This is a genomic window from Solicola gregarius (genome assembly GCF_025790165.1).
GTDB lineage: Bacteria > Actinomycetota > Actinomycetes > Propionibacteriales > Nocardioidaceae > Solicola > Solicola gregarius.
The window spans coordinates 1809142-1830300 of the sequence record NZ_CP094970.1 but is presented as its reverse complement, the minus strand read 5'-3'; the positions used below and the strand labels follow the sequence as shown (position 1 = coordinate 1830300).

Sequence of the window (21159 nt, the reverse complement as noted above, 5' to 3'; positions counted from 1 at the left end):
GGGTCTAAGCCGCGGCGTCCTGCCGCGAGACGCCGAGGCGGATCACCTGCACGATGAGTTCGGGGTCGTCGATCATCGGTACGTGACCGCAGCCGGGAAGCGAGAGGTGTCGCGCTGCGGGCAGCCGTCGGCGGGCGATCGCGGCCTGGCGCGGCGGGAGTACGCGGTCGCGCGTACCCCACGCGATCGTCGTCGGGACGACCGGCACCGCGTGGCAGTCGTACTTCGCCGCGGCACGCGCGGTGGGTTTGTAGCCCGGAGAGCGCGCCATGCAAAGCGCGTCCGCCACGAACTGCTCGTCGGTGAGGCGTTCGGGGTGGGCGACGATCTGTCGCATCGCCTGCGCCCGCAGTCGGGGGCTGTGCGCGATCCGGCGCAGGGTCGACTCGGGGACCATCGCCGACATCCGCAGCGACCCGAGCAGGAGCAGTGCGCGCTTGCGATCGTACGGCTTCCAGAACCCGCCCGGTGACAGCGCGGTGACCGACCGGACCAGGTCTTGTGCGCCCAGCTCGAGGGCGATCGCGCCACCGAGGGAGTTGCCGACGACGTGCGGCCGGTCGAGGCCGAGATCGGCGAAGGTCTGTGCGAAGTTCTCGATCGTCGTCGCCATGTCGTACGTCAGCGCGGGCGGGAGGCCGGGTGACTCGCCGAAGCCCGGGAGGTCGACCGCGATCACCTCGTAGTCCGTGGCGAGCAGCTCGATGATCGGGTCCCACGCCTGGCGACGGTGTCCGATGCCGTGCAGCAGTACGACGGGCTCACCGGCACCGGTGCGCGTCATCGCGATGTCGAGGTCGGTCATGGCATCCGGACACTAGCACTGTCACATCGAGGATGTCCCGGTCGGCGCGTACTCGATCCGCGATGCGGTGTACGCGCGGAGGCACTCGCTTGACAACCGTGACAGCGGAACTGTCACAATTGTCGGCATGGGTGAGCACAGTGGGCCGCTGCACGGCGTACGCGTCGTCGAGATCGCGGGCATCGGGCCGGGCCCGTTCGCCGCAATGACCCTCGCGGACCTCGGCGCCGACGTGATTCGCGTCGATCGGCCCGGGGGTGGCCTTGTCTTCACAGCGCCGGCGTATGACCTGGTGACCCGCGGCCGTCCCTCGGTCGCGCTCGACCTGAAGCATCGCGACGGCGTCGCGACCGTCCTCGACCTTGTCGCCGAGGCCGACGTGCTGCTCGAGGGCTTCCGCCCGGGTGTCGCAGAACGCCTCGGTATCGGACCCGACGAGTGCCTGGAGCGCAACCCCGCTCTGGTGTACGGCCGGATGACCGGATGGGGCCAGGACGGGCCGCTCGCGCAACGGTCCGGCCACGACATCGACTACATCGCCGTCGCCGGAGCGCTGCACGGAATCGGCCGTGCCGGCGGGCCGCCGCAGCTGCCGGCCAACCTGCTCGGTGACTTCGGCGGTGGCGGCATGTACCTCGTCGTCGGGGTGCTCGCGGCGCTGCTCGAGGCGCGTACGTCCGGCAAGGGGCAGGTCGTCGACGCGGCGATCGTCGACGGCGCCGCACACCTGATGACGATGCTCGTCGGGTTGTCCGGCGCCGGCGCGTGGCGCGACGAGCGCGGCACCAACATGCTCGACTCCGGTGCGCCGTTCTACGACGTGTACGAGACGTCCGACGGCCGGCACATGGCGGTCGGCGCGCTCGAGCCGCAGTTCTACGCCGAGCTGGTCGCGCGCCTCGGGCTCGAGGACCCACCCGACCGCAACGACCCGGCGCAATGGCCCGCCCTGCGCAAGGTGCTCGGCGACACCTTCGCCGCACGTACGCAAGCGGAGTGGGCCGAGCTGTTCGCCGACAGCGACGCATGCGTCTCGCCGGTCGTACCCCTCAGCGAGGCGCCGCGGCATCCGCACCTGGCCGAGCGGGAGACGTACCTCGAACACCACGGCGTCACCCAGCCGGCACCCGCACCACGCTTCTCGCGTACGCCCGCCGGGCTCTCGACCCCACCCGCGCCGGTTGGCGCGAACACACGTGACGCCTTGCAGGCATGGGGCATCGCCGATGTCGACGGACTCATCGACCGCGGCGTCGCCGTACAGGCAACCGACGAATGAACAGGAGCCGGCCATGAAGCGACAGTTGTTCGACGCCGACCACGACGCGTTCCGCGAGACGGTCCGGGCCTTCGTGGAGAAGGAGGTCAGCCCGCACCACGCGTCATGGGAAGAGGCCGGCATCACGCCGCGCGACCTGTGGGTGAAGGCCGGCGCGCAGGGACTGCTCGGCTTCATGATGCCCGAGGAGTACGGCGGTGGCGGCGTGACGGATTTCCGGTTCAATGCCGCGCTGGACGAAGAGCTCACCCGTGCACACGCGAGCGGCGTCGGCTTCATGCTGCACACCGACCTGGTCTCCGGCTATCTGCTCAGCTATGCGAACGACGAGCAGCAGGCGCGCTGGCTGCCGAAGTTCTGCTCGGGTGAGACGATCACCGCGATCGCGATGACCGAACCCGGCACGGGGTCCGACCTGCAGAACATCGCAACCACGGCGAAGCTCGACGGCGACCACTACCTCGTCAACGGGCAGAAGACGTTCATCTCCAACGGCATCAACGCCGACCTGGTCATCGTCGCGGTCAAGACCGATCCCGAGGCGGGTGCTCAGGGGGTCTCGCTGCTCGTGCTCGAGCGCGGCATGGACGGCTTCGACCGCGGCCGCAACCTCGAGAAGCTCGGCATGAAGGCCCAGGACACCGCCGAGCTGTTCTTCTCCGACGTACGCGTACCCAAGGAGAACCTCCTCGGTGAGGAGGGGAACGGCTTCATCTATCTGATGGAGAAGCTGCCCCAGGAGCGGCTGTCGATCGCGGTCGTTGCCGCCTCGGCATGCGAGGCCATGCTCGAGATGACGCTTTCGTACGTCAAGGAGCGCACGGCGTTCGGGCGTCCGGTCGGGTCGTTCCAGAACTCCCGGTTCGTGCTCGCCGAGCTCGCGACCGAGACGCAGATCGCGCGCGTGTTCGTCGACCGCTGCATCGAGGAGCTGAACGCCGGCACGCTGTCGATCAGCGACGCGGCGATGGCGAAGTGGTGGACGACCGAGCTGCAGAACAAGGTCGCCGCGAAGTGCCTCCAGCTGCACGGCGGCTACGGCTACATGTCGGAGTACCCGATCGCCAAGGCGTACGCCGACTCGCGCATCCAGACGATCTACGGAGGCACCACCGAGATCATGAAGGAGATCATCGGCCGCACCATGGGCCTCTGACCCGCGACCAGCCCCAGAACCCGCCGAGGTACGGCGTCCTGCCAATAGAGCACCCAGCTATGGCAGGACGACGTACCTCGGCGGACTCGGTTGACGCGGCACCCCTGAGGTGACGTGGGGTTGAGTCCAGGGTCGAACGGGGGGCTCAGCCCCATATCGCTCCCGAGGCGATTTCGCGAGAGTGAAGTGATCGCGGAAGCCAGGTTCAGGGGGAACGATGTTGAAGGCGCGGGCATCTCGGACGATCCCGACGCAGTGGTTCGTCGTCGGGGAGATCGTGATCGTCGTCGGGTTGTTCCTCGTCTACAAGTATGCGCGGCTGCTGATCGCACACCCCGATGCCGTGGCGTTCGACAACGCCGACCGCGTCGTCAACGCGGAGTCCCTGCTCCGGCTGCCCAGCGAGCTGCACGTGCAGGACGTCCTGCTGTCCAGCGATCTCCTGGTGCGACTCGCGAACGCCTTCTACGCGTACGTGCACTTTCCGTTGACCGGGTTGTTCCTGGTGTGGCTGTTCCTTCGCTCGCGCCACCACTACCTGCAGCTTCGTACGGTGCTGATCCTGATGACCGGCGCGGCGCTGACGATCCACACCTTGTTCCCGCTCGCGCCGCCGCGGATGCTCTCCAACCTCGGCTTCATCGACACCGCGGCCGCGTACGGCCCGTCGGTCTACCACGCGGCGCCGCAGACCGACAGCGTGGCGAACCAGTTCGCGGCGATGCCCAGCCTGCACTTCGGGTGGGCGGTCGTCGTCGCGATCGGGATCATCCGGGCCGGCCGGTCACCGCGGCGGTGGTTGTGGATCCTGCACCCGACCGTCACCTTGCTGGTGATCGTCGGCACGGGTAACCACTACTGGCTCGACGCCGCGGTCGCGGGCGCCCTGTTGCTCGTCGCCGACCACGCCGTACGCAGGTGGGCTCCGGTGCGACGGCTCGCGCACCCCGTCGTACTCCCGTACCCGCGCCTACCCCACCCCCACCGTGGGCATGACGTTCGAGTGGCAACACGCCGGCGCGTCGCACCCGAACGTCATGCCCACGGGGCGGAAGTGGAGCGGCCGTTCAGCGGCGGCGACGTACCGTCTCTCGTTGCGTCTCGTTCACCGCGGCCTCATAGCTCATCACGAGAGCCTGCACGGTGAGCGGCTTGTAGTGCTCGATCAGCTTACGGATCGCCTCGGGTGACTGGCCGCTCTCGCGATAGTGCGGCCAGACGATCTCGCGGAACACCGTCGTGAGCTCCTCGGCGATCGCGCGGCCATGCTCGGTGAAGATGTGTTGCGCCGCAATGGCCGCGTCGAGCGGGATGCCGGTGTCGAGCATCTGGACGCCGAGCCCGAGATGCGCGGGCGCCACGCGGAACACGTCCTCGTCGGGAGTCGGTTCGACCGTGCCGAGGGCGACCAGGATCTCGATGTCGCCGTCCGCGAGGTCGCGGCCCGTACGCTCCACGAGCTCTGCACGAGAGAGGGTCTCCGGCAGATCCGGCATCCACGGTGCGAGGAGCGTACGGTGCAACGCGATGTCTTGCGGCGTCGCGTCGTCCGGAACGCGTTCGAGGTAGCCCTCGATCGCCGACAGGGTGAAGCCGTGCGCCTGCAGCTCGCGTACGAGCTCGAGGCGCGCGATGTGGTCGGGACCGTAGTAGCCGTTGCGCCCCTCGCGCCGCGGTGGCGGGATGAGCCCGCGCCCGGCGTAGAAGCGCACGGTACGTACCGACATGCCGACACGTGCGGCAAGCTCCTCGACGCTCAGCGAGTCGGCAGTCCGGTCTGGCATGGCTGCACGATAACGCGGCCGCGTGAGATAGTTCGTCGGCCGGGCGGTGACCCTACCTCTGGGTAGCGTCGCGCCATGACCGGACCGCCATTCGAGAGGTACCCCGTCGCGAGCGCGACGATCCGCGGTAACGCGGACACTGTCGGCAACTCCTCGAAGCCACTCGTCGCCGTGAAGAACGCCATGGACGGGCCGCGTCAACGCGCGGCCGACGCCGTCGACGGGACGCTCGACGGCGCGATCGCCGGGCCGACCGATCCGGCGCAGCGCGATGCATTGACCACGGCCAAGGGCGCCGACGTGTGCTCCGGCGCGATCGAGCTGTACGCGGACTATGTCGACATCTTCAACTACGCCGTCGACGACCTGAACGAGCGCTGGGCGGCGGCGAAGGAGCGCGACTTCGACGTGCCGATGGGAGGGTCGGCCGAGGAGCACGACGGCGATGTCGCCGAGGCGAAGGGAAAGTACGCGCAGGAGCTGCGCGTCGAGTTCGGCAAGGCCGAGAAGGCGCTCGACGACGGCGCCGGGGACGTCGCAAGGGTTCTGAACGCGGGACCCGACGACGGCGCCGTGCTGCTCGCCAACTACGGCGCCAGCACCGCGATCGTCATCGCAATGAACAAGATCTTCTCCGGCGGGCCGATCACCCTCGCAGACATCGAGAAGGAGTACCAGGTCGAGGATGATCCGGACGGCCTGGTGAACATCCCCGGCGTCGGCACGGTGACGGCGTCCGAGGCCTGGATGCTCGGCAACCTGGGAATCCTGGCGTTGCTCGACATGAAGGACATCAAGGAGGACGCGTTCTCCACGGCCGACGACCGGTTCACGCCCGAGGACCAGAACGACAATCACAACGACGCGTTCCGGCATGCGTACTGGAACGCCCTGATGACGCGCCGGTTCGGCGAGGACTGGACCGAGGACTACACGAACGCGCACGAGGGCATACCCGGCAACAACTCGCTGCGCGAGGCGATGGACCTGTACAACAACGGGGTCGGACGCCGGATCGCATCGGAGAATCCCGATGCGAGCGACGAGGAGATCGCCAACCTCATCGAGGAAGCGGTACGAAACGGCGACATGGTCGTCATCGGCCCGGACGGGCACCTGGTGTGGAGCAACACCATCGAGGAGGGTGGCGAGACCGCAGACTCGGACAATCTTCCCAACCCGCCGCAGGATGGGAATCCCGACAACGACCCGGACTCGAACGCCGACCCGGACAGTCACAACGAGCATGGCAGCGGGAGCTGATTCGATCCGCGGTGCCGAATGCGTAGGCTCGCGCGCATGAGAGCCTCAGCGGCCCTGATCGCCGTGCTCGCGGCGATCTGCGCGGTGACGACGGGATGTGGGTCCAAGTCCGATGGAGAGAACGGCGGCGACGTGAACAGTTCGAGCGGGTCGGCGGTCGAGTACGACGAGCGGCTGTCGGCGACCATCGTCGGTATGAGTAAGCGCGGTGAGACACGTGAGCTCGCTCGGCTGACCAACTTCACCTGGGACAACGTGTACGTGTACTCCGAAGGGGCGTCGGCGGAGAAGATCGCCGACGACGTCGGCAGTGCGGTGCTGAGCGAGAAGTACTACTACACGGCCGGAAACCTGCTCGTTTTCGTACGCGACGGCGAGGTGCTCCGCGCCATCTCCGTCGCACCCGACCTGCTCACCTGGAACGGCACCAACGCGTTCAGTCCGGCGGCCGAGATCACCCCCGCGCATCCCAACGGGCCGCCCGGTCTGCTCCGCATCCGCGAACCTGCGGACTAGACGCCGGCGGACTGACCCGCTCCTTCCGGGCGTCGGTGTGCGATTGATGGAATAGGTGTCCAGCTATCCCACACCGACTCCGAAGCGTCGGCGTGAGCGCCGCCACAGCGCCCGAGCCTGGCCACCGTGACAGTAACGGTGTCACAATGGTGGCGACGGTTTGCGCCGTGCGCTACTGGGCAGTAACTTTGACTGTGCCCGGGCGTACGCGCCCGAGACATCGCCGAAACCGAAGGGCTGGTCATGACCGAGGCGTATATCTACGACGCGATCCGCACTCCGCGGGGTCGCGGCAAGAAGACCGGGTCGCTGCACGAAGTGAAGCCGATCAGCCTGGTCACCGGCCTGCTGCACGAGATCCAGGCCCGCAACCCGCAGCTCGATGCCGAGCAGATCGAGGACCTCGTGCTCGGCTGCGTCACCCCGATCGGTGACCAGGGCAGCGATATCGCCAAGACCGCCGCGCTCGCGGCCGGTCTCCCCTACACCGTTGCCGGCGTCCAGCTCAGCCGCTTCTGTGCGTCCGGCCTGGAGGCGGTGAACCAGGCGTCGCAGCGCATCCGCTCCGGCTGGGAAGACCTGATCCTCGCCGGCGGCGTGGAGTCGATGAGCCGCGTGCCGATGGCCTCCGACGGCGGCGCGTGGGCGATGGACCCCGAGACGGCGTTCACCACCGACTTCGTCCCGCAGGGCATCGGTGCCGACCTGATCGCAACGATCGGCGGCTGGTCGCGTACCGACGTCGACACGTATGCAGCCGAGTCGCAGGCGCGGGCGGCGAAGGCGATCGCCAACGGCTACTTCGCCAAGTCGGTCATTCCGGTGAAGGATCGCAACGGCCTCACCATCCTCGACCACGACGAGTTCGTACGCGCGGGCACGACCGTCGAGAGCCTCGCCGGCCTCAAGCCGTCGTTCGAGGCGTTGGGTGACTTCGCCGGGTTCGACTCCGTCGCGCTGGAGAAGTACACCGAGGTCGAGCGGATCAACCACGTCCATCACGCCGGCAACTCCTCGGGCATCGTCGACGGTGCGGCGATCGTCGCGGTCGGCAGCGAGGACGCCGGCAAGCGCAACGGCCTCACGCCGCGTGCGCGCGTCCTCTCCACCGCCGTGAGCGGTTCGGAGCCGACGATCATGCTGACCGGTCCGGCGCCGGCGAGCCGCAAGGCACTCGCCAAGGCCGGCCTCGAGGTCGGCGACATCGACCTGATCGAGATGAACGAGGCGTTCGCCGGCGTCGTCATGCGCTTCATGCAGGACCTCTCGGTGCCGCACGACATCGTGAACGTCAACGGGGGCGCGATCGCGATGGGTCATCCGCTCGGCGCGACCGGCGCGATGATCCTCGGCACGCTGATCGACGAGCTCGAGCGCCGCGACCAGAGATACGGCCTGGCCACCCTGTGCGTCGGCGGTGGCATGGGAGTCGCCACCGTCATCGAGCGTCTCTAACGAGCAGAGGACTTCACACATGACTGAGACCACCACTACGGCCGAAGCGGTCCGCTACGAGCTCGACGCCGACGGCATCGCCACGCTCACGCTCGACGATCCGGCACAGCGCGCCAACACGATGAACGCCGCGTACGTCGCCTCGATGGGGCGCGCCGTCGACCAGTTGAGCTCCGATCGCGAGCGCATCAAGGGCGTTGTGATCACCAGCGCGAAGAAGACGTTCTTCGCCGGCGGCGACCTGCACACGATGATCCAGGCGACGCCGGACAACGCGCAGTCCGTCTTCGAGGAGGTCGAGACGGTCAAGCGGCAACTGCGCACGATCGAGACGATCGGCAAGCCGGTCGTCGCGGCACTCAACGGCACCGCGCTCGGCGGCGGCCTCGAGATCGCGCTCGCCTGCCATCGCCGGATCGCCGTCAACGACGGCAAGTCGCTGTTCGGCCTGCCCGAGGTGACCCTCGGGCTGCTCCCGGGCGGCGGCGGAGTCACCCGTACGGTGCGGATGTTCGGCCTGCAGGAAGCGCTGATGAATGTGCTGCTCCAAGGGCCGCAGATGAAGCCCGAACGCGCGCTCAAGGCCGGGTTGGTCGACGAGCTGGTCGACGACGCGGACGCTCTCGTACCCGCGGCTCGTGCCTGGATCGACGCCAACACCGACAACGCAGACGCCGCGACCCAGCCGTGGGATCGCGAGGGGTACAAGCTGCCGGGCGGTACGCCGTCGTCGCCGAAGCTCGCGCAGTTCCTGCCGGCATTCCCGTCGACGCTGCGCAAGCAGACGAAGGGTGCGCCGTACACCGCTCCGCGCAACATCATGAGCGCGGCGGTCGAAGGCGCCCAGGTCGACTTCGACACCGCGACTCGCATCGAGTCGCGCTACCTCGTCGACCTGATCACCAAGCAGACGTTCAAGAACATGACGCAGGCATTCTTCTTCGACCTGCAGGCGATCAACGCCGGCGGCTCACGCCCCGAGGGCATCGAGCAGACGAAGGCGACCAAGCTCGCCGTCCTCGGCGCCGGCATGATGGGCGCGGGCATCGCCTACGTTTCGGCGAAGGTCGGCATCGACGTCATGCTCAAGGACGTCAGCGTCGAAGCGGCCGAGAAGGGCAAGGCGTACTCGACGAAGCTCCTCGACAAGCAGGTCGAGAAGGGCCGCATGACGCAGGAGAAGCGCGACGAGATCCTGGCCAGGATCACGCCGACGGCCGACTACGCCGACCTCGAGGGCTGTGACTTCGTTGTCGAGGCGGTCTTCGAGTCGGTCGACCTGAAGCATCAGGTGTTCGCCGAGCTCGAGCCGATCGTCAAGCCGGACGCATTGCTGGGATCGAACACCTCGACCCTGCCGATCACCGAGCTCGCGACCGGGGTGAAGCGTCCCGACGACTTCATCGGGATCCACTTCTTCTCGCCGGTCGACAAGATGCCGCTCGTCGAGATCATCGCCGGCGAACGTACGGGCGACGAGGCGATCGCGCGCGCTATCGACTTCGCCAAGCAGATCAAGAAGACGCCGATCGTGGTCAACGACTCGCGCGGCTTCTTCACCTCACGCGTCTTCGGAACCCTCGTGATGGAGGGTGCGGCGATGCTCGGCGAGGGTGTCAACCCGGTCACCATCGAGCGGGCCGCGACCCTCAAGGGATTCCCTGCGCCGCCGCTGGCGATGATCGACGAGGTCGCGCTGACGTTGACCCAGAAGATCAACGGCGAGGCCAAGGCGGCCGCGGAGGCCGAGGGCTTCGCGTTCGGCGATCACCCGGCGATGAAGGTGATCGACACCCTGGTCGGCGAGTTCGACCGTAAGGGCAAGGCCGCGGGTGCGGGGTTCTACGAGTACCCGGCGGAGGGCAAGAAGTACCTCTGGCCGGGTCTGTGGGACAGCTTCGTACGCGACGACGTCGAGATGTCGTTGGCCGATATCCAGGAGCGGATGACGTTCATCATGGCCATCGAGACGGTGCGCTGCCTCGAGGAGGGCGTGCTGCGTACGGTCGCGGACGCCAACATCGGCTCGATCATGGGCATCGGCTTCCCGCCCAACTACGGCGGCGCGCTGCAGTACATCGACGGGTACGTCGGCGGCGCGGCCGGATTCGTCGAGCGGGCCGTCGAGTTCGAGAAGGCGTACGGCGAGCGCTTCGCCCCGCCGACCCTGCTGCTCGAGAAGGCCGAGAAGCGCGAGACCTTCGCCCAGTAACGCTGACGAGAGGATTCTGGCCCTGTGACGAGAGGATTCTGGCCCGCGACGAGTGCCGGGATTCTCTCGCCGCGGGGCCAGAACTCTCTCCTCACCGTTGGTTGAGGCGCCAGATCTGGCCGTTCCAGTTGGGATTGCCCATCGCACCCGTCGACGGGGCGATCGAGAACGCCGCGACGTACGGCTTGCCGTGCTTCACGACGACGCCCGCGGGGAACGGGACTGCGTACGCCTTGCGCTTGCCGTTCGGGAGCACCCGCACGACCCGACCCGGGAAGCACGTCGGGATGTCCTCGAACCCGCACGTGCCGCCGAACAGCTCGCTCACGTAAAGCGTGCCGTTCTTCGCACGCGCCACGCCGGTGACGGTCGTGAAGCCCTTCCACGTACGCGCGACCTTGCCGTTCTGCTTCAGTGACCACACCTTGGCCTTGCCCGGCATCTCCGAGTGCAGCTCGCCGACGAGGATGTTGCCCGTGCGTGCGTCCGTCGCGAGCGACGTCGGCACTGCGTCGACCTTCTTGCCGTACTCCTTCATCTTGTGAAAGACCCGGACCTTGCCCTTCCGAACCTGATAGACGGTGTCTCCGGCCGCATCGGCGACGAGGACCCGCTTCTTCTGCGCAAGAACCGAGTACGGGTTGGACTCGACACCTTCGCCGTCGGGATCGTGGTTCTCCTCGTACTTCGAGATGTCGGCAACCACATGGGCCTTGCCGCCGGGCTTCTTGGCGATGAGCTTCCCGGCCTGCTCGCCCGGCACTCCTTCGGGCATCAGGTCGGGCGGCGCGTACGTGATGATCGCGTAGTACGGACCCCCTCGGCGCTTGCTTGCGCCGTCGCTGCCGACCGCGAACGTACCGTCCGGACCGGCCGCCGACAGCAGATGCGCAATCGGGTTCCATCGGTCGCCCGAGTCGATCACGGTGATCTTGCCGGTGGCGCCGACGCATTGAGCTTCCTCGCCCTCGCCGATGCAGTTCGCCGGGTCGTACGACCCGTGCCCAGCCTGAGCGACCAGGAGCTTTCCACCAGGAGTCAGCGAGAGCTGCCGAGGGTTGTCGAGCTCGTCGGCGATGACCTTGTGTTTGGCCATCTTGGCTTGATCCGGCGGGCTCTGGTCGGCATCGGCGGCCGCCACTGTCGACCCAGCGAGGGCGAGCACGCCCAGCGCACTGGGGATCACCCGCGTACTAAGGGTTCTGGTGTTCATCGAGACTCCAATGGGTAAGCGTTGATGCGCGTTCCGTCACTAAACGGGTCAAGTTACGCGGCATTTATCGGAAAGGTACGCAGCGCCGCTCGTCATCGCTATACGCTCTTTGGCGTAGCGGGGAGGGCGAAGATGACTGCTACAGCGGGAGAGTCGAGCACCGCCGCTCTGGGGGCAATTGCCGAGCCGGCGCTCGTGTCGAGCATCTCCGACCTGCTGCCCGACATCGTCGAGCGGCTCGCAGCGACTCCCGAGCTTCGCGAATGCGGTGCGTGCCAGCAGTATCTCGCGGCGGCGTTGGAGTTGATCAGCGCGCATCTGCGGCCGGTCGTCTCGGCGCCGCCGGTGGCGCTCACGGCGCGCGAACGCGACGTGCTCACGCTGCTCGCCGGCGGCATGAGCGCCCAGCAGATCGCACGCCGGCTTGAGATCTCGGCCGCGACGGTACGCAAGCATCTCGAGCATGCGTACGCCAAGTTGGACGTACACGACCGTCTCACGGCGACGATCAGGATGCGCGAGCTCGACCTGTTGCCGGATTGAGTCCTGCCGCCGAGCGGTGTCGACTCAGCGCAGCGGGTCGAAGGGGGTCAGTTCGGCGGGCGTACGACCGCTCGTGATCGCCTCGGCGATCAGCTGGCCCGTCAACGGGCCGAGCACGATGCCCCACATGCCGTGTCCGCCCGCCGCGTACACCCGCGGCGATCGCGTCGGGCCGATCAGCGGCAGACCGTCGGCGGTGCACGGACGCGAACCGACCCACTCGCTGCGACGGTCGTCGAAGTCGACACCGGGGCCGAACATCGGGCGAGCCGCCTCGACGATCGCCTCGATCCGGCGGGGGTCGATCGGGACGTCCGGGCGACGGAACTCCATCATCCCCGCGACCCGCAGCCGGTCGCCGAGCGGCGTGCACGCCACCCGCTGGTCGGGCAGGTAGACGGGATTCTCCGGAAGTACGTCCGCCGGGACCGTGAAGCTGTAGCCACGGCCGGCCTGTACGACCTTGCGGACGCCGAACGGGCGGGCCAGCTTGCCGAGCCAGGTGCCCGTCGCCGCGACGACGGCATCGTGCCGCTCGGTACGGCCGCCGCCGAGGTCGAGGACGACACCGTCGCGGTCGTCGCGGATCTCGTCGACGCCGGTTCCCTCGAGAATCGTGCCGCCACGCTCGCGTACCGAAGCGGCAAGGGCCGCGACGTACTCCGGCGGGTTGATGAATCGCTGGCCGCGCAGGCGTACCGCGGCACCGACCCGCTCGGACAGCGCGGGAGTGATCCGGCGCGCCTCGTCACCGTTGAGCAGGTCGTACGCGACGTCCTGCCCCGAGGCCCGTACCTCGTCCAGCTCGTGGACCAGGTGCTCGCGTGCCTTCGCGTCGGTGAAGCAGGCGAGGAACGCCTCCGTCTCGCGCGTCGGGGAGTCGACGCCGGCCTTGGCGAGCAGGTCGAACGACTCGAGCGCGCGCCGGCTCACCGGTGCGTACGCGCGCAGGCTGCGCCGCCAACGGCGTGCCGTGCTGGCCCGGGTGAAGCCGCTCAGGAACCGCAGCAGGCCGGGGTCAGCGCTCACCGGTACGTACACCGGCGAGCTCGGGCTGAGGACGGCCTTCACGCCGTACGTGAGTACCGAGGGCTCGGGCAGGGGAACGGTCAGCGCCGGTGTCAGCCAGCCCGCGTTGCCCCAGGAGGAGCCCGCCGCGACGTGGTCGCGCTCGTACACCGTGACCTCGACGCCACGGTCCTGCAGGAACCACGCTGTGGAGAGTCCGACCATGCCGCCGCCGACGACAGCCACCCGCCGAGGGGTCGCGCCATTGCGACCGAGTTCGCTCATCATGCGGCCACCATAACTTTTCGGCAACGGCGCCTCGCGAGGGGTTCAGCGACCGGTCAGTAGGTTCGCGAACCGGCTGATTCGGCTCGGCCTCCGAAGCCCCGCGGCCTCCCGCCGGTCGGCCTCTCTGTACAGCGTGTACATCGACTGAACTCCCAGCCAGCGCAGGGGTTCTGGCTCCCATGGCCGAACGTGACGATCGGTCCACGGCAGCGAAACGAGGTCGGAGTCGTGGCCGAGCACGAGGTCCGCGAGGGTGCGCCCGGCGAGGTTCGTCGTGGTGAGCCCGCTGCCGACGTACCCGCCTGCCCAGCCGAGCCCCGACGAGCGGTCGAGGGTCACGCTCGCGCACCAGTCGCGCGGCACGCCGAGCACGCCGCACCACGCGTGCGCGACCGGCAGGCCGTACGTCGCGGGGAACTGACTGTGCAGGATCGCCCGCAGCGACTCGATGGTCCACGCCTGGGTCACGCCGTCGGTGTCGGTACGCGAGCCGAAGCGGTAGGGCCGGCCCCGGCCGCCGATGGCGATCCGGCCGTCGGCCGTGCGCTGCGCGTAGCTGTACGCATTCGCATTGTCGCCGACGAGCTCGGCACCCGACCAGCCGATCTCGTCCCACACCTGGGCGGGCAGCGGCTCCGTTGCGATCATCGAGGAGTTCATCGGCAGCCATTCGCGGCGCCGACCGGAGACGCTCGCGGTGTACCCCTCGAGGCAGCGCAGCACGTACTCGGCGCGCACGACGCCGCGCCCCGTCACCGCGCGACCGGCCTCGATCGCCGTGACTTCGGTGCCCTCGTAGATCGTGACCCCGAGCCGACGCACTGCCGCGGCGACGCCCTGGACGAGCTTCGCCGGCTGTACTCGTGCGCAGTGCGGGCTGTAGATCGCGCCGAGGGCGCCCTCGACGCGCACCCGGTCGCGTACCTCGGCACGCGACAGCCGCCGCTCGTGGGTCTCGTCGATGCCCCACTCCGCATTCGCGGCGAGTGTCGCCTCCAGCCGGGCGAGCTGCGGCTCCGATCGGGCGACGTGGAGCACACCGTCCTTGACGATGTCGGCGTCGACACCCTCCGCGGCGCAGACGCCGATCACCTCGTCGACGGCCGACTCCATCTCGCGTACGAGGCGGGTGACTCCTTCGCGGCCGCCCGTCTTCGCGTACCGCTTCGAGGTTGCCGGCGACCTCCGCCGACAGCCAGCCGCCGTTGCGGCCCGACGCGCCGTAGCCCGCGAACTCCTTCTCCAGCAGCACGATGCGCAGATCGGGCCGTTGTTTGGCAAGGTAGTACGCGGTCCACAGGCCGGTCAGCCCCGCGCCGACGATGCAGACATCGGCGGTGGTGTCGCCGGCCAGCGCGGGCGCGCGCTCGGGGATGCCGATCTGGTCGTACCAGAAAGACACGCCGCCGTTGGTGATGCCATTCGTGTTCTCGGTGCGGTACGCACGGGTGCTCATCCAGGCAATCTACGTCCGCCCACTGAGCCGCACGTTTGTGCCCTACCCAAAACGATTTCGCAAGGCCGAAACGTGCGGCCCACGGGGGCTTAGCCCTGCCGGCCGCGCGGGCGCAACGAGACCTGAGGGAGCGGCGGCGCGGGCATCCGTTCCCCGCCGAACGAGTCGACGACGCCGTAGTCGGAGGTCTCCATCCACGACTTGCGCATGGACTCGATCTCCGCGTGACTGCGGCCGATGAAGTTCCACCACATCACCAGCTCCTCGTCGAACGGCTCGCCGCCGAGGAGGAGGAACACGGCACTGCCCGAAGCGGTGAGCTCGGTGCGACCGAGGCCGAGGTACGCGAGCGAGCCCGGTGCTACGCGCGTGCCGTCGATCTCCACGGCGCCGCTTGCGACGACCACGGCGTACTCGAACTCGTCGCGCAACGGCAGGGACGTCTCGCCGTCGAGGCGCACCTCTGCACCGACGATCGGTGTGTACGTACGTGCCTGCGACTCGATGTCTGCGAGTGAGCCGAGCAGTACGCGTACCCGGGCGTCGCCGATCTCACCCGCGGGCAGGTCTCGGTGGTGCTCCCAGCCGGGCTCGCCGGAGCGACTCCCGTCGGGGAGGGCGACCCACAGCTGCATACCGTGCAGCAACCGCGGCCGGTCCTGCGGTGACGCCTCCGAGTGGGAGATCGCTCGGCCGGAAGTCATCAGGCCCAGCTCGCCGGGCGAGATGAGCTGATCGCTGCCGCGGCTGTCCTGGTGATGCACCGCGCCCTCGTACAGCCAGCTCACGGTCTGCAGCCCGGAGTGCGGATGAGGCGGCACCTGCATGCCCCGCGTCGTCGAGATGTCGTCGGGTCCGTAGTGGTCGACGAAGCACCACGCACCCACCATCCGGCGGTGCCGCTGCGGCAGCATCCGATTGACGATCGTCTCGTCCCGAGCGTGGTCCGAACCGTCAGAGCCCTGCTCCAGCGGTCGTCTCGGGCTCAGCGGCACGAGTCGCCCGGGCAGCACGTCGAGCGTCGGCCCCGTGCTCGAGTCGGCGACGCACAGTGACTCCGCCGGGTCTCGTTCGAGGTTGCTCACCCTCGCAGCGTACGACCTCCAACGGCAGTAGGGTGCAGTCACCGTCGAAGGGGGATCGGATGCGACTCGCTGTCGTACGTACGGCCGCTGCGGTCGGCGCCATCAGTCTTGCCGCCTCGCTGCTCGGCGCACCTGCCGATGCCGACCGCGGGCCGACCGCCGCCGAGCCGGCGCAAGTCGAGGCGCCCGTTCCGGATATCAACTGGCGAGCCTGCAAGGGCGCCGCGAAGTACGACTGCGCGCAGGTGCGCGTACCGCTCGACTACGACAAGCCCAAGGGTGCAAAGACCCGTCTTCGGCTCACGCGGGACCCCGCAAACAAGCCCAAGCGGCGCATCGGCACCCTCTTCGTCAACCCGGGTGGCCCGGGCGGGAGCGCCGCCGACTTCGCACTCGACGCCGGACACCTGTTCGGCAAGGCCGTCCGACAGCGCTTCGACATCGTCGGCGTCGATCCGCGTGGGGTGGGCGGCTCGGCGTCCGTCATCTGCAAGGGCAAGTGGCACCAGCCGCCGAAGCGACCCGACCTGCCGTTCCCGCTGATGCGCAAGGCGGAAGGTCGATGGATCAAGGCCGACAATGACCTGCGGGCATTCTGCGCCAAGCACGGCACGGACGTCATGGACAACATGTCGACCGCCGACACCGCGCGCGACATGGACCTGATCCGACAGGCTCTCGGCGATGAGAAGCTCACGTACTACGGGGTCTCGTACGGCACGTACCTGGGATCCACGTACGCCGCGCTCTTCCCCGATCGGGTCCGCGGGCTCATCCTCGACGGCGTCCTCGACCCGGTCGCGTGGTCGACCGGACGAGGTAAGGCCGGCAAGAAGCTACCGTTCTCGACCCGTCTCCGCAGCGGCTATGGGGCGTACGAAGCGTGGGCCTCCGCGCTCGACGAATGTGCACGCGTCGGCAAGACGCGCTGCGGGGCGTCGCGTGACGTGGGCCAGATGTGGCGCACGGTGGTCCGGAAGGCGCGCAAGGGCAAGCTGACCATCGGCGGCGAGAAGCTGCGTTATGAGTGGCTCGTCAGCGACGTTCTCGGCGGCCTGTACTCGCGCTCGAACTACCGGTACCTGATGCGGTATGTGCAGGGCCTCCACCGCGCCTCGACCTCGAAGCCCGGCACCCGTGCGTACGAGCGGGCAGCTGCCGATGTCAAGCGGCTGCAGGAGCGACTGCGTGCGATCCGCCGAGAGCTGCCCGGGCCGTACGCGGCCGTGAACGCGGGGGCGCGGAAGCGGACCTACTTCGACGCATTCGCCGGCGTGAGCTGTTCCGACTCGGTCAATCCGAAGCGGCCGAAGGCGTGGGTCAAGGCGAGTAAGCGCGACGACTACGCAATGCCGTGGTTCGGTCGACTGTGGACCTGGCAGTCGTCGGTGTGTGCTCGATGGCCGGGTTCCTCGGCGGATGCGTTCAGGGGACCGTGGCGGGTGAAGACCTCCGCGCCAGTGCTGCTCATCGGCAACTCGCACGACCCCGCGACACCCATCAGTGGGGCGCGTGCAGCGAACCGGGTCCTCGACGGCTCCCGGTTGCTGATGCTCGACAGCTGGGGCCACGGTGCGATCGGTGAGAGTCGCTGCGTCACCGCCACGATGGGCCGTTACCTGGTCGCGCGGAAGCTGCCCGCCGCGGGCACGGTGTGCAAGCCCAACCGGACGTTGTTCCCACCCAGGAGCTGACCGCGCCCAGGCGCTGACCCCCCGTGGGCCGCACGTTCTGGCCCCGAAATCGCAGTATCTGCGGCCGAAACGCGCGGCTCACGGGAGGGGTGGGGCTAGAACGCGGCCTAGAACGCGAGACCCTTCTCGGCGACGACGAGCCCGGACTCCTGGACGATCAGCCCGTTCGCTCGATCGGCCTCTGCGTCATCACCGATCCGCATGCCCGCGGGCACGCTCACCCCCTTGTCGAGAATCGCGTTGTGCACCTGGGCTCCCTTGCCGACGTACACCTCGTCGAGGAGCACGGAGTCGGTGACGACCGCGTCGGCGTCGACGAAGCACCGCGGCGACAGCACCGACTCGCGTACGGTGCCGCCCGTGATGACCGCACCGGCGGACACGATCGCGTCCTCGGTACGAGCGGGCTCGCCGTTCGCGCCACGTACCAGCTTCGCGGGCGGATGCGGACCGTAGTGCGTGTACGTCGGCCACTCGTAGTTGTAGAGGTTGAAGACCGGCAGCGGCGACACGAGATCCATGTGCGCCGCGTGGTACGACTCGAGGGTTCCGACGTCGCGCCAGTAGTCGCGATCGCGGTTGTACGAGCCGGCGACGTCGTTGTCGCGGAAGTCGTACACCGCCGCCTCACCGCGCGCGGCAAGGGCGGGCACGACGTCGCCGCCCATGTCGTGGTTCGTCGACTCGTTGCGCGCGTCCGCCGAGACCGCCTCGACCAGCGCATCGGTCTCGAACACGTAGTTGCCCATCGACGCGAGCACCTCGTGTGGGCTGTCGGGCAGCGGCACGGGTGCGGCCGGCTTCTCCCGGAAGTCGACGATCCGGCGCGGGCTCGTCGGGTCGACCTCGATGACGCCGAGCTGCCCGGCCTCGCCGATCGGACGTCGGATCGCGCCGACCGTCGCGGCCGCGCCCGTCTCGCGGTGTGCCGCGACCAGCTGCGAGAAGTCCATCCGATACACGTGGTCGGCGCCGGCCACCAGCACCAGATCGGGTCGGGCGTCGCGGATCAGGTTGAGGCTCTGGTAGATCGCGTCGGCGCTGCCGAGATACCACCGCTTACCGACCCGCTGCTGGGCGGGCACGGGCGCGACGTACTCGTCGAGCATGGTCGGCAGCCGCCAGGCGGTGCTGATGTGCCGGTCGAGGCTGTGCGACTTGTACTGCGTCAGGACGATGACCTGTAAGTAGCCGGAGTTCACGATGTTCGACAGCGTGAAGTCGATCAGCCGGTACGTGCCGCCGAACGGCACCGCCGGCTTCGCCCGGTCGGCCGTCAGCGGCAGCAGCCGCTTGCCCTCGCCACCCGCGAGGACGATCGCGAGCACCGAGGGGTTGCGTGTACGTCGCACCCGGCCGAGCGTAGACCCCCCGCATCGGGTCCGGGTTCGCGCCGAGGTACGTCGTCCCGACGGATGGCGACCCCGCTATTGGCAGGACGACGTACCTCGGCGACCGCTACGGTGGAGCAACGGGGTCGATACGAGGAGAACGTATGCGGGTCGACATCCTGAGCCGCGAGTATCCGCCCGAGGTGTACGGCGGTGCTGGTGTCCACGTCGCCGAGCTCGCGGCCGCGTTCCGCGCGCGTGACGACGTCGACCTTCGGGTGCGCTGCTTCGGAGACTCCCGCGACGAGGAGGGTACGACCGGGTACCTGACGCCCGTCGAACTCGCCGATGCGAGTGCGGCGATTCGTACCCTGGCAACGGATCTGACGATGATCGACGACTGTGCCGGCGCCGACGTCGTCCACTCGCACACGTGGTACGCGAACCATGCCGGCCATCTCGGTTCGTTGCTGCACGGCGTACCGCACGTCGTCACCGCGCACAGCCTGGAGCCGCTGCGGCCGTGGAAGGCCGAACAGCTCGGCGGTGGGTACGCGATCAGCTCGTGGGTCGAGCGGCAGGCGTACGAGAACGCCGCCCGCGTCATCGCCGTCAGCGATGCGATGCGTGCCGACGTTCTGCGGTGTTACCCGTCGATCGACCCTGATGCCGTCGCCGTCGTGCGCAACGGCATCGACACCGACGACTGGGCGCCGCACCCGGATCGGGCGCGGGTGCGTGCGTTGGGCGCCGATCCCGACCTGCCGAGCATCGTGTACGTCGGCCGGGTGACCCGGCAGAAGGGTCTGCCGCACCTGCTTCGCGCCGCACGACTGCTCCCGCGCGATACGCAGCTGGTGCTCTGCGCGGGCGCCGCCGACACCCGCGAGGTCGAGCGAGAGGTCGAGGCGCTGGTCGCCGAGCTGCGCGCGACGCACGACCGGATCGTGTGGATACCGCAGCTCCTCGCCCGCCACGACGTCGTCGCCATGCTGTCTGCAGCGACCGTGTTCGTCTGCCCCTCCGTGTACGAGCCGCTCGGCATCGTCAACCTCGAGGCGATGGCATGCGAGACCGCCGTGGTCGCGACGGCTACCGGCGGTATCCCCGAGGTGGTCGCGGACGGCGAGACGGGGTGGCTGGTGCCGATCGAGCAGCTCGACGACGGCACGGGGGCGCCGGTCGACCCCACGGCCTTCGAGCGCGACCTTGCCGCCGTACTGGCCGATGCGCTGTCCGATCCCGAACGCGCGACCGCGTACGGAAAGGCCGGGCGACGCCGTGCGTACGAGCTCTTCAGCTGGGAGGCGGTCGCCGAGCAGACCCTCGACGTGTACCGCGGCGTGCTGTCCGCCTGACCTCACGTCCCTCGCGGGAGTGACCCGGTTCGCCTCAGCGGACGATCTCTCGCGGCACGCGCGATGCGAGATTCGGCCACATGTCAAGCGATACGAACGTTCTGACGACCGGAACCGCGTCCAGAGGCCCGCTGCGCACCGCGTGGCGGTCGGCACACGAGCCTGCCGTCGGCGTGCCCCGGCGGACGCTGCTGCTCGCATACGCGGTCCCGTTCCTGGTCCTGCCGAGCAGCATCTGGCGGATACTCACCGTCGCACTTCATGTACCGCTGATGGACGAGGCGCCCGCCGGAGCGGACGTCAACGGCAACCTCCCGGAGTGGATCCCGATCGAGCTGTACGTCGTCTTGCTGTCGATCGGTTCCGAGCTGCTCGCCTTCACAGCGATCGGTCTGGTCGCACGGTGGGGTGAGGTGTTTCCCCGCTGGCTGCCCGGGCTGCGTGGACGCCGCGTGCCGATCAGTCTCGCCGTCGTTCCCGCTGCCCTCGGGTCGGTGGTGCTCACCCTGCTCTGGGGCTGGGCCGCGCTCACCGCGGTCTTCACGAAGACCATCCAATGGGGAGACGTCCCCTCCTACAGCCCGTTCGCCCAGTACGACTACCAGTTCGCCGTCGCCAGCATCGCGTACCTCCCGCTCGTGTTGTGGGGACCGTTCCTCGCCGCGCTGACGGTCGGCTACTACCGGCGCCGCACCGGACGGTGACCCTCTGCC

General features: G+C 68.6%; 18 protein-coding genes and 1 pseudogene. 11 read left to right on the top strand and 8 right to left on the bottom strand.

Annotated features, from left to right (window positions below; all coding sequences use genetic code 11):
- Positions 1 to 4: 4 nt before the first annotated feature.
- On the bottom strand, positions 5 to 805 hold the full coding sequence (locus L0C25_RS09010; protein WP_271636141.1) for an alpha/beta fold hydrolase: 801 nt from the start codon (positions 803 to 805) through the stop codon (positions 5 to 7).
- Between the two features lie 127 nt (positions 806 to 932).
- Here L0C25_RS09010 and L0C25_RS09005 point away from each other — a divergent pair, with 127 nt between their 5' ends.
- From L0C25_RS09005 to L0C25_RS08995, 3 genes are all read left to right on the top strand, one after another.
- On the top strand, positions 933 to 2084 hold the full coding sequence (locus L0C25_RS09005; protein ID WP_271636140.1) for a CaiB/BaiF CoA transferase family protein: 1152 nt from the start codon (positions 933 to 935) through the stop codon (positions 2082 to 2084).
- Positions 2085 to 2097: 13 nt separating this feature from the next.
- Positions 2098 to 3240 (top strand): acyl-CoA dehydrogenase family protein, encoded by a 1143-nt coding sequence (locus tag L0C25_RS09000; RefSeq protein ID WP_271636139.1) that lies wholly within the window; start codon positions 2098 to 2100, stop codon positions 3238 to 3240.
- 217 nt (positions 3241 to 3457) lie between these two features.
- The gene (locus tag L0C25_RS08995) at positions 3458 to 4387 is read left to right on the top strand and encodes a phosphatase PAP2 family protein (RefSeq protein WP_271636138.1); all 930 of its coding nucleotides are present in this window, start codon (positions 3458 to 3460) and stop codon (positions 4385 to 4387) included.
- On the opposite strand, the gene L0C25_RS08990 is transcribed toward L0C25_RS08995, so the two are convergent.
- Entirely contained in the window at positions 4308 to 5024 is a 717-nt protein-coding gene (locus L0C25_RS08990) for a MerR family transcriptional regulator (protein WP_271636137.1), read from the bottom strand. The genes L0C25_RS08995 and L0C25_RS08990 overlap by 80 nt on opposite strands.
- A gap of 75 nt (positions 5025 to 5099) precedes the next feature.
- On the opposite strand from L0C25_RS08990, the gene L0C25_RS08985 reads away from it, so the two are divergent.
- From L0C25_RS08985 to L0C25_RS08970, 4 genes are all read left to right on the top strand, one after another.
- Positions 5100 to 6287 carry a DUF6973 domain-containing protein gene (locus L0C25_RS08985; RefSeq protein WP_271636136.1) on the top strand — a complete coding sequence of 396 codons (1188 nt, stop codon included), beginning with the start codon at positions 5100 to 5102 and terminating at the stop codon, positions 6285 to 6287.
- Between the two features lie 36 nt (positions 6288 to 6323).
- A complete protein-coding gene (locus L0C25_RS08980) occupies positions 6324 to 6803 on the top strand; it encodes a hypothetical protein (RefSeq protein WP_271636135.1) in 480 nt (159 codons plus the stop codon).
- A 243-nt stretch (positions 6804 to 7046) separates the two neighbouring features.
- Positions 7047 to 8258, top strand: a complete 1212-nt coding sequence (locus tag L0C25_RS08975) for an acetyl-CoA C-acetyltransferase (RefSeq protein ID WP_271636134.1) — start codon at positions 7047 to 7049, stop codon at positions 8256 to 8258.
- A 19-nt stretch (positions 8259 to 8277) separates the two neighbouring features.
- On the top strand, positions 8278 to 10470 hold the full coding sequence (locus L0C25_RS08970) for a 3-hydroxyacyl-CoA dehydrogenase NAD-binding domain-containing protein (protein ID WP_271636133.1): 2193 nt from the start codon (positions 8278 to 8280) through the stop codon (positions 10468 to 10470).
- Between the two features lie 91 nt (positions 10471 to 10561).
- On the opposite strand, the gene L0C25_RS08965 is transcribed toward L0C25_RS08970, so the two are convergent.
- Positions 10562 to 11683 carry a ScyD/ScyE family protein gene (locus L0C25_RS08965; protein ID WP_271636132.1) on the bottom strand — a complete coding sequence of 374 codons (1122 nt, stop codon included), beginning with the start codon at positions 11681 to 11683 and terminating at the stop codon, positions 10562 to 10564.
- A gap of 132 nt (positions 11684 to 11815) precedes the next feature.
- Between L0C25_RS08965 and L0C25_RS08960 the strand changes: the two genes are divergently transcribed.
- The gene (locus L0C25_RS08960) at positions 11816 to 12226 is read left to right on the top strand and encodes a response regulator transcription factor (RefSeq protein WP_271636131.1); all 411 of its coding nucleotides are present in this window, start codon (positions 11816 to 11818) and stop codon (positions 12224 to 12226) included.
- Positions 12227 to 12250: 24 nt separating this feature from the next.
- Here L0C25_RS08960 and L0C25_RS08955 read toward each other — a convergent pair whose 3' ends face one another.
- The 4 genes and pseudogenes from L0C25_RS08955 to L0C25_RS08945 all read right to left on the bottom strand — a co-directional run bounded on the left by L0C25_RS08955 (position 12251) and on the right by L0C25_RS08945 (position 16063).
- A complete protein-coding gene (locus L0C25_RS08955) occupies positions 12251 to 13522 on the bottom strand; it encodes an NAD(P)/FAD-dependent oxidoreductase (RefSeq protein ID WP_271636130.1) in 1272 nt (423 codons plus the stop codon).
- Between the two features lie 42 nt (positions 13523 to 13564).
- A complete protein-coding gene (locus L0C25_RS08950; RefSeq protein ID WP_333908578.1) occupies positions 13565 to 14803 on the bottom strand; it encodes an NAD(P)/FAD-dependent oxidoreductase in 1239 nt (412 codons plus the stop codon).
- Positions 14763 to 14978 (bottom strand): annotated as a pseudogene (locus tag L0C25_RS24210) (FAD-dependent oxidoreductase); the annotation flags it as partial. The gene L0C25_RS08950 and the pseudogene L0C25_RS24210, both read right to left, overlap by 41 nt.
- 89 nt (positions 14979 to 15067) lie before the next feature.
- Positions 15068 to 16063 (bottom strand): pirin family protein, encoded by a 996-nt coding sequence (locus L0C25_RS08945; RefSeq protein WP_271636128.1) that lies wholly within the window; start codon positions 16061 to 16063, stop codon positions 15068 to 15070.
- Between the two features lie 59 nt (positions 16064 to 16122).
- On the opposite strand from L0C25_RS08945, the gene L0C25_RS08940 reads away from it, so the two are divergent.
- Positions 16123 to 17757, top strand: a complete 1635-nt coding sequence (locus L0C25_RS08940; RefSeq protein ID WP_271636127.1) for an alpha/beta hydrolase — start codon at positions 16123 to 16125, stop codon at positions 17755 to 17757.
- 107 nt (positions 17758 to 17864) lie between these two features.
- Here the strand turns inward: L0C25_RS08940 and glgC are convergent, their stop codons facing one another.
- Entirely contained in the window at positions 17865 to 19109 is a 1245-nt protein-coding gene (gene glgC, locus L0C25_RS08935; protein WP_271636126.1) for a glucose-1-phosphate adenylyltransferase, read from the bottom strand.
- A 143-nt stretch (positions 19110 to 19252) separates the two neighbouring features.
- Between glgC and glgA the strand changes: the two genes are divergently transcribed.
- Both glgA and L0C25_RS08925 read left to right on the top strand, forming a co-directional pair.
- On the top strand, positions 19253 to 20446 hold the full coding sequence (glgA, locus tag L0C25_RS08930; RefSeq protein WP_271636125.1) for a glycogen synthase: 1194 nt from the start codon (positions 19253 to 19255) through the stop codon (positions 20444 to 20446).
- Between the two features lie 80 nt (positions 20447 to 20526).
- A complete protein-coding gene (locus tag L0C25_RS08925; protein WP_271636124.1) occupies positions 20527 to 21150 on the top strand; it encodes a hypothetical protein in 624 nt (207 codons plus the stop codon).
- The last annotated feature ends 9 nt before the right edge of the window (positions 21151 to 21159 follow it).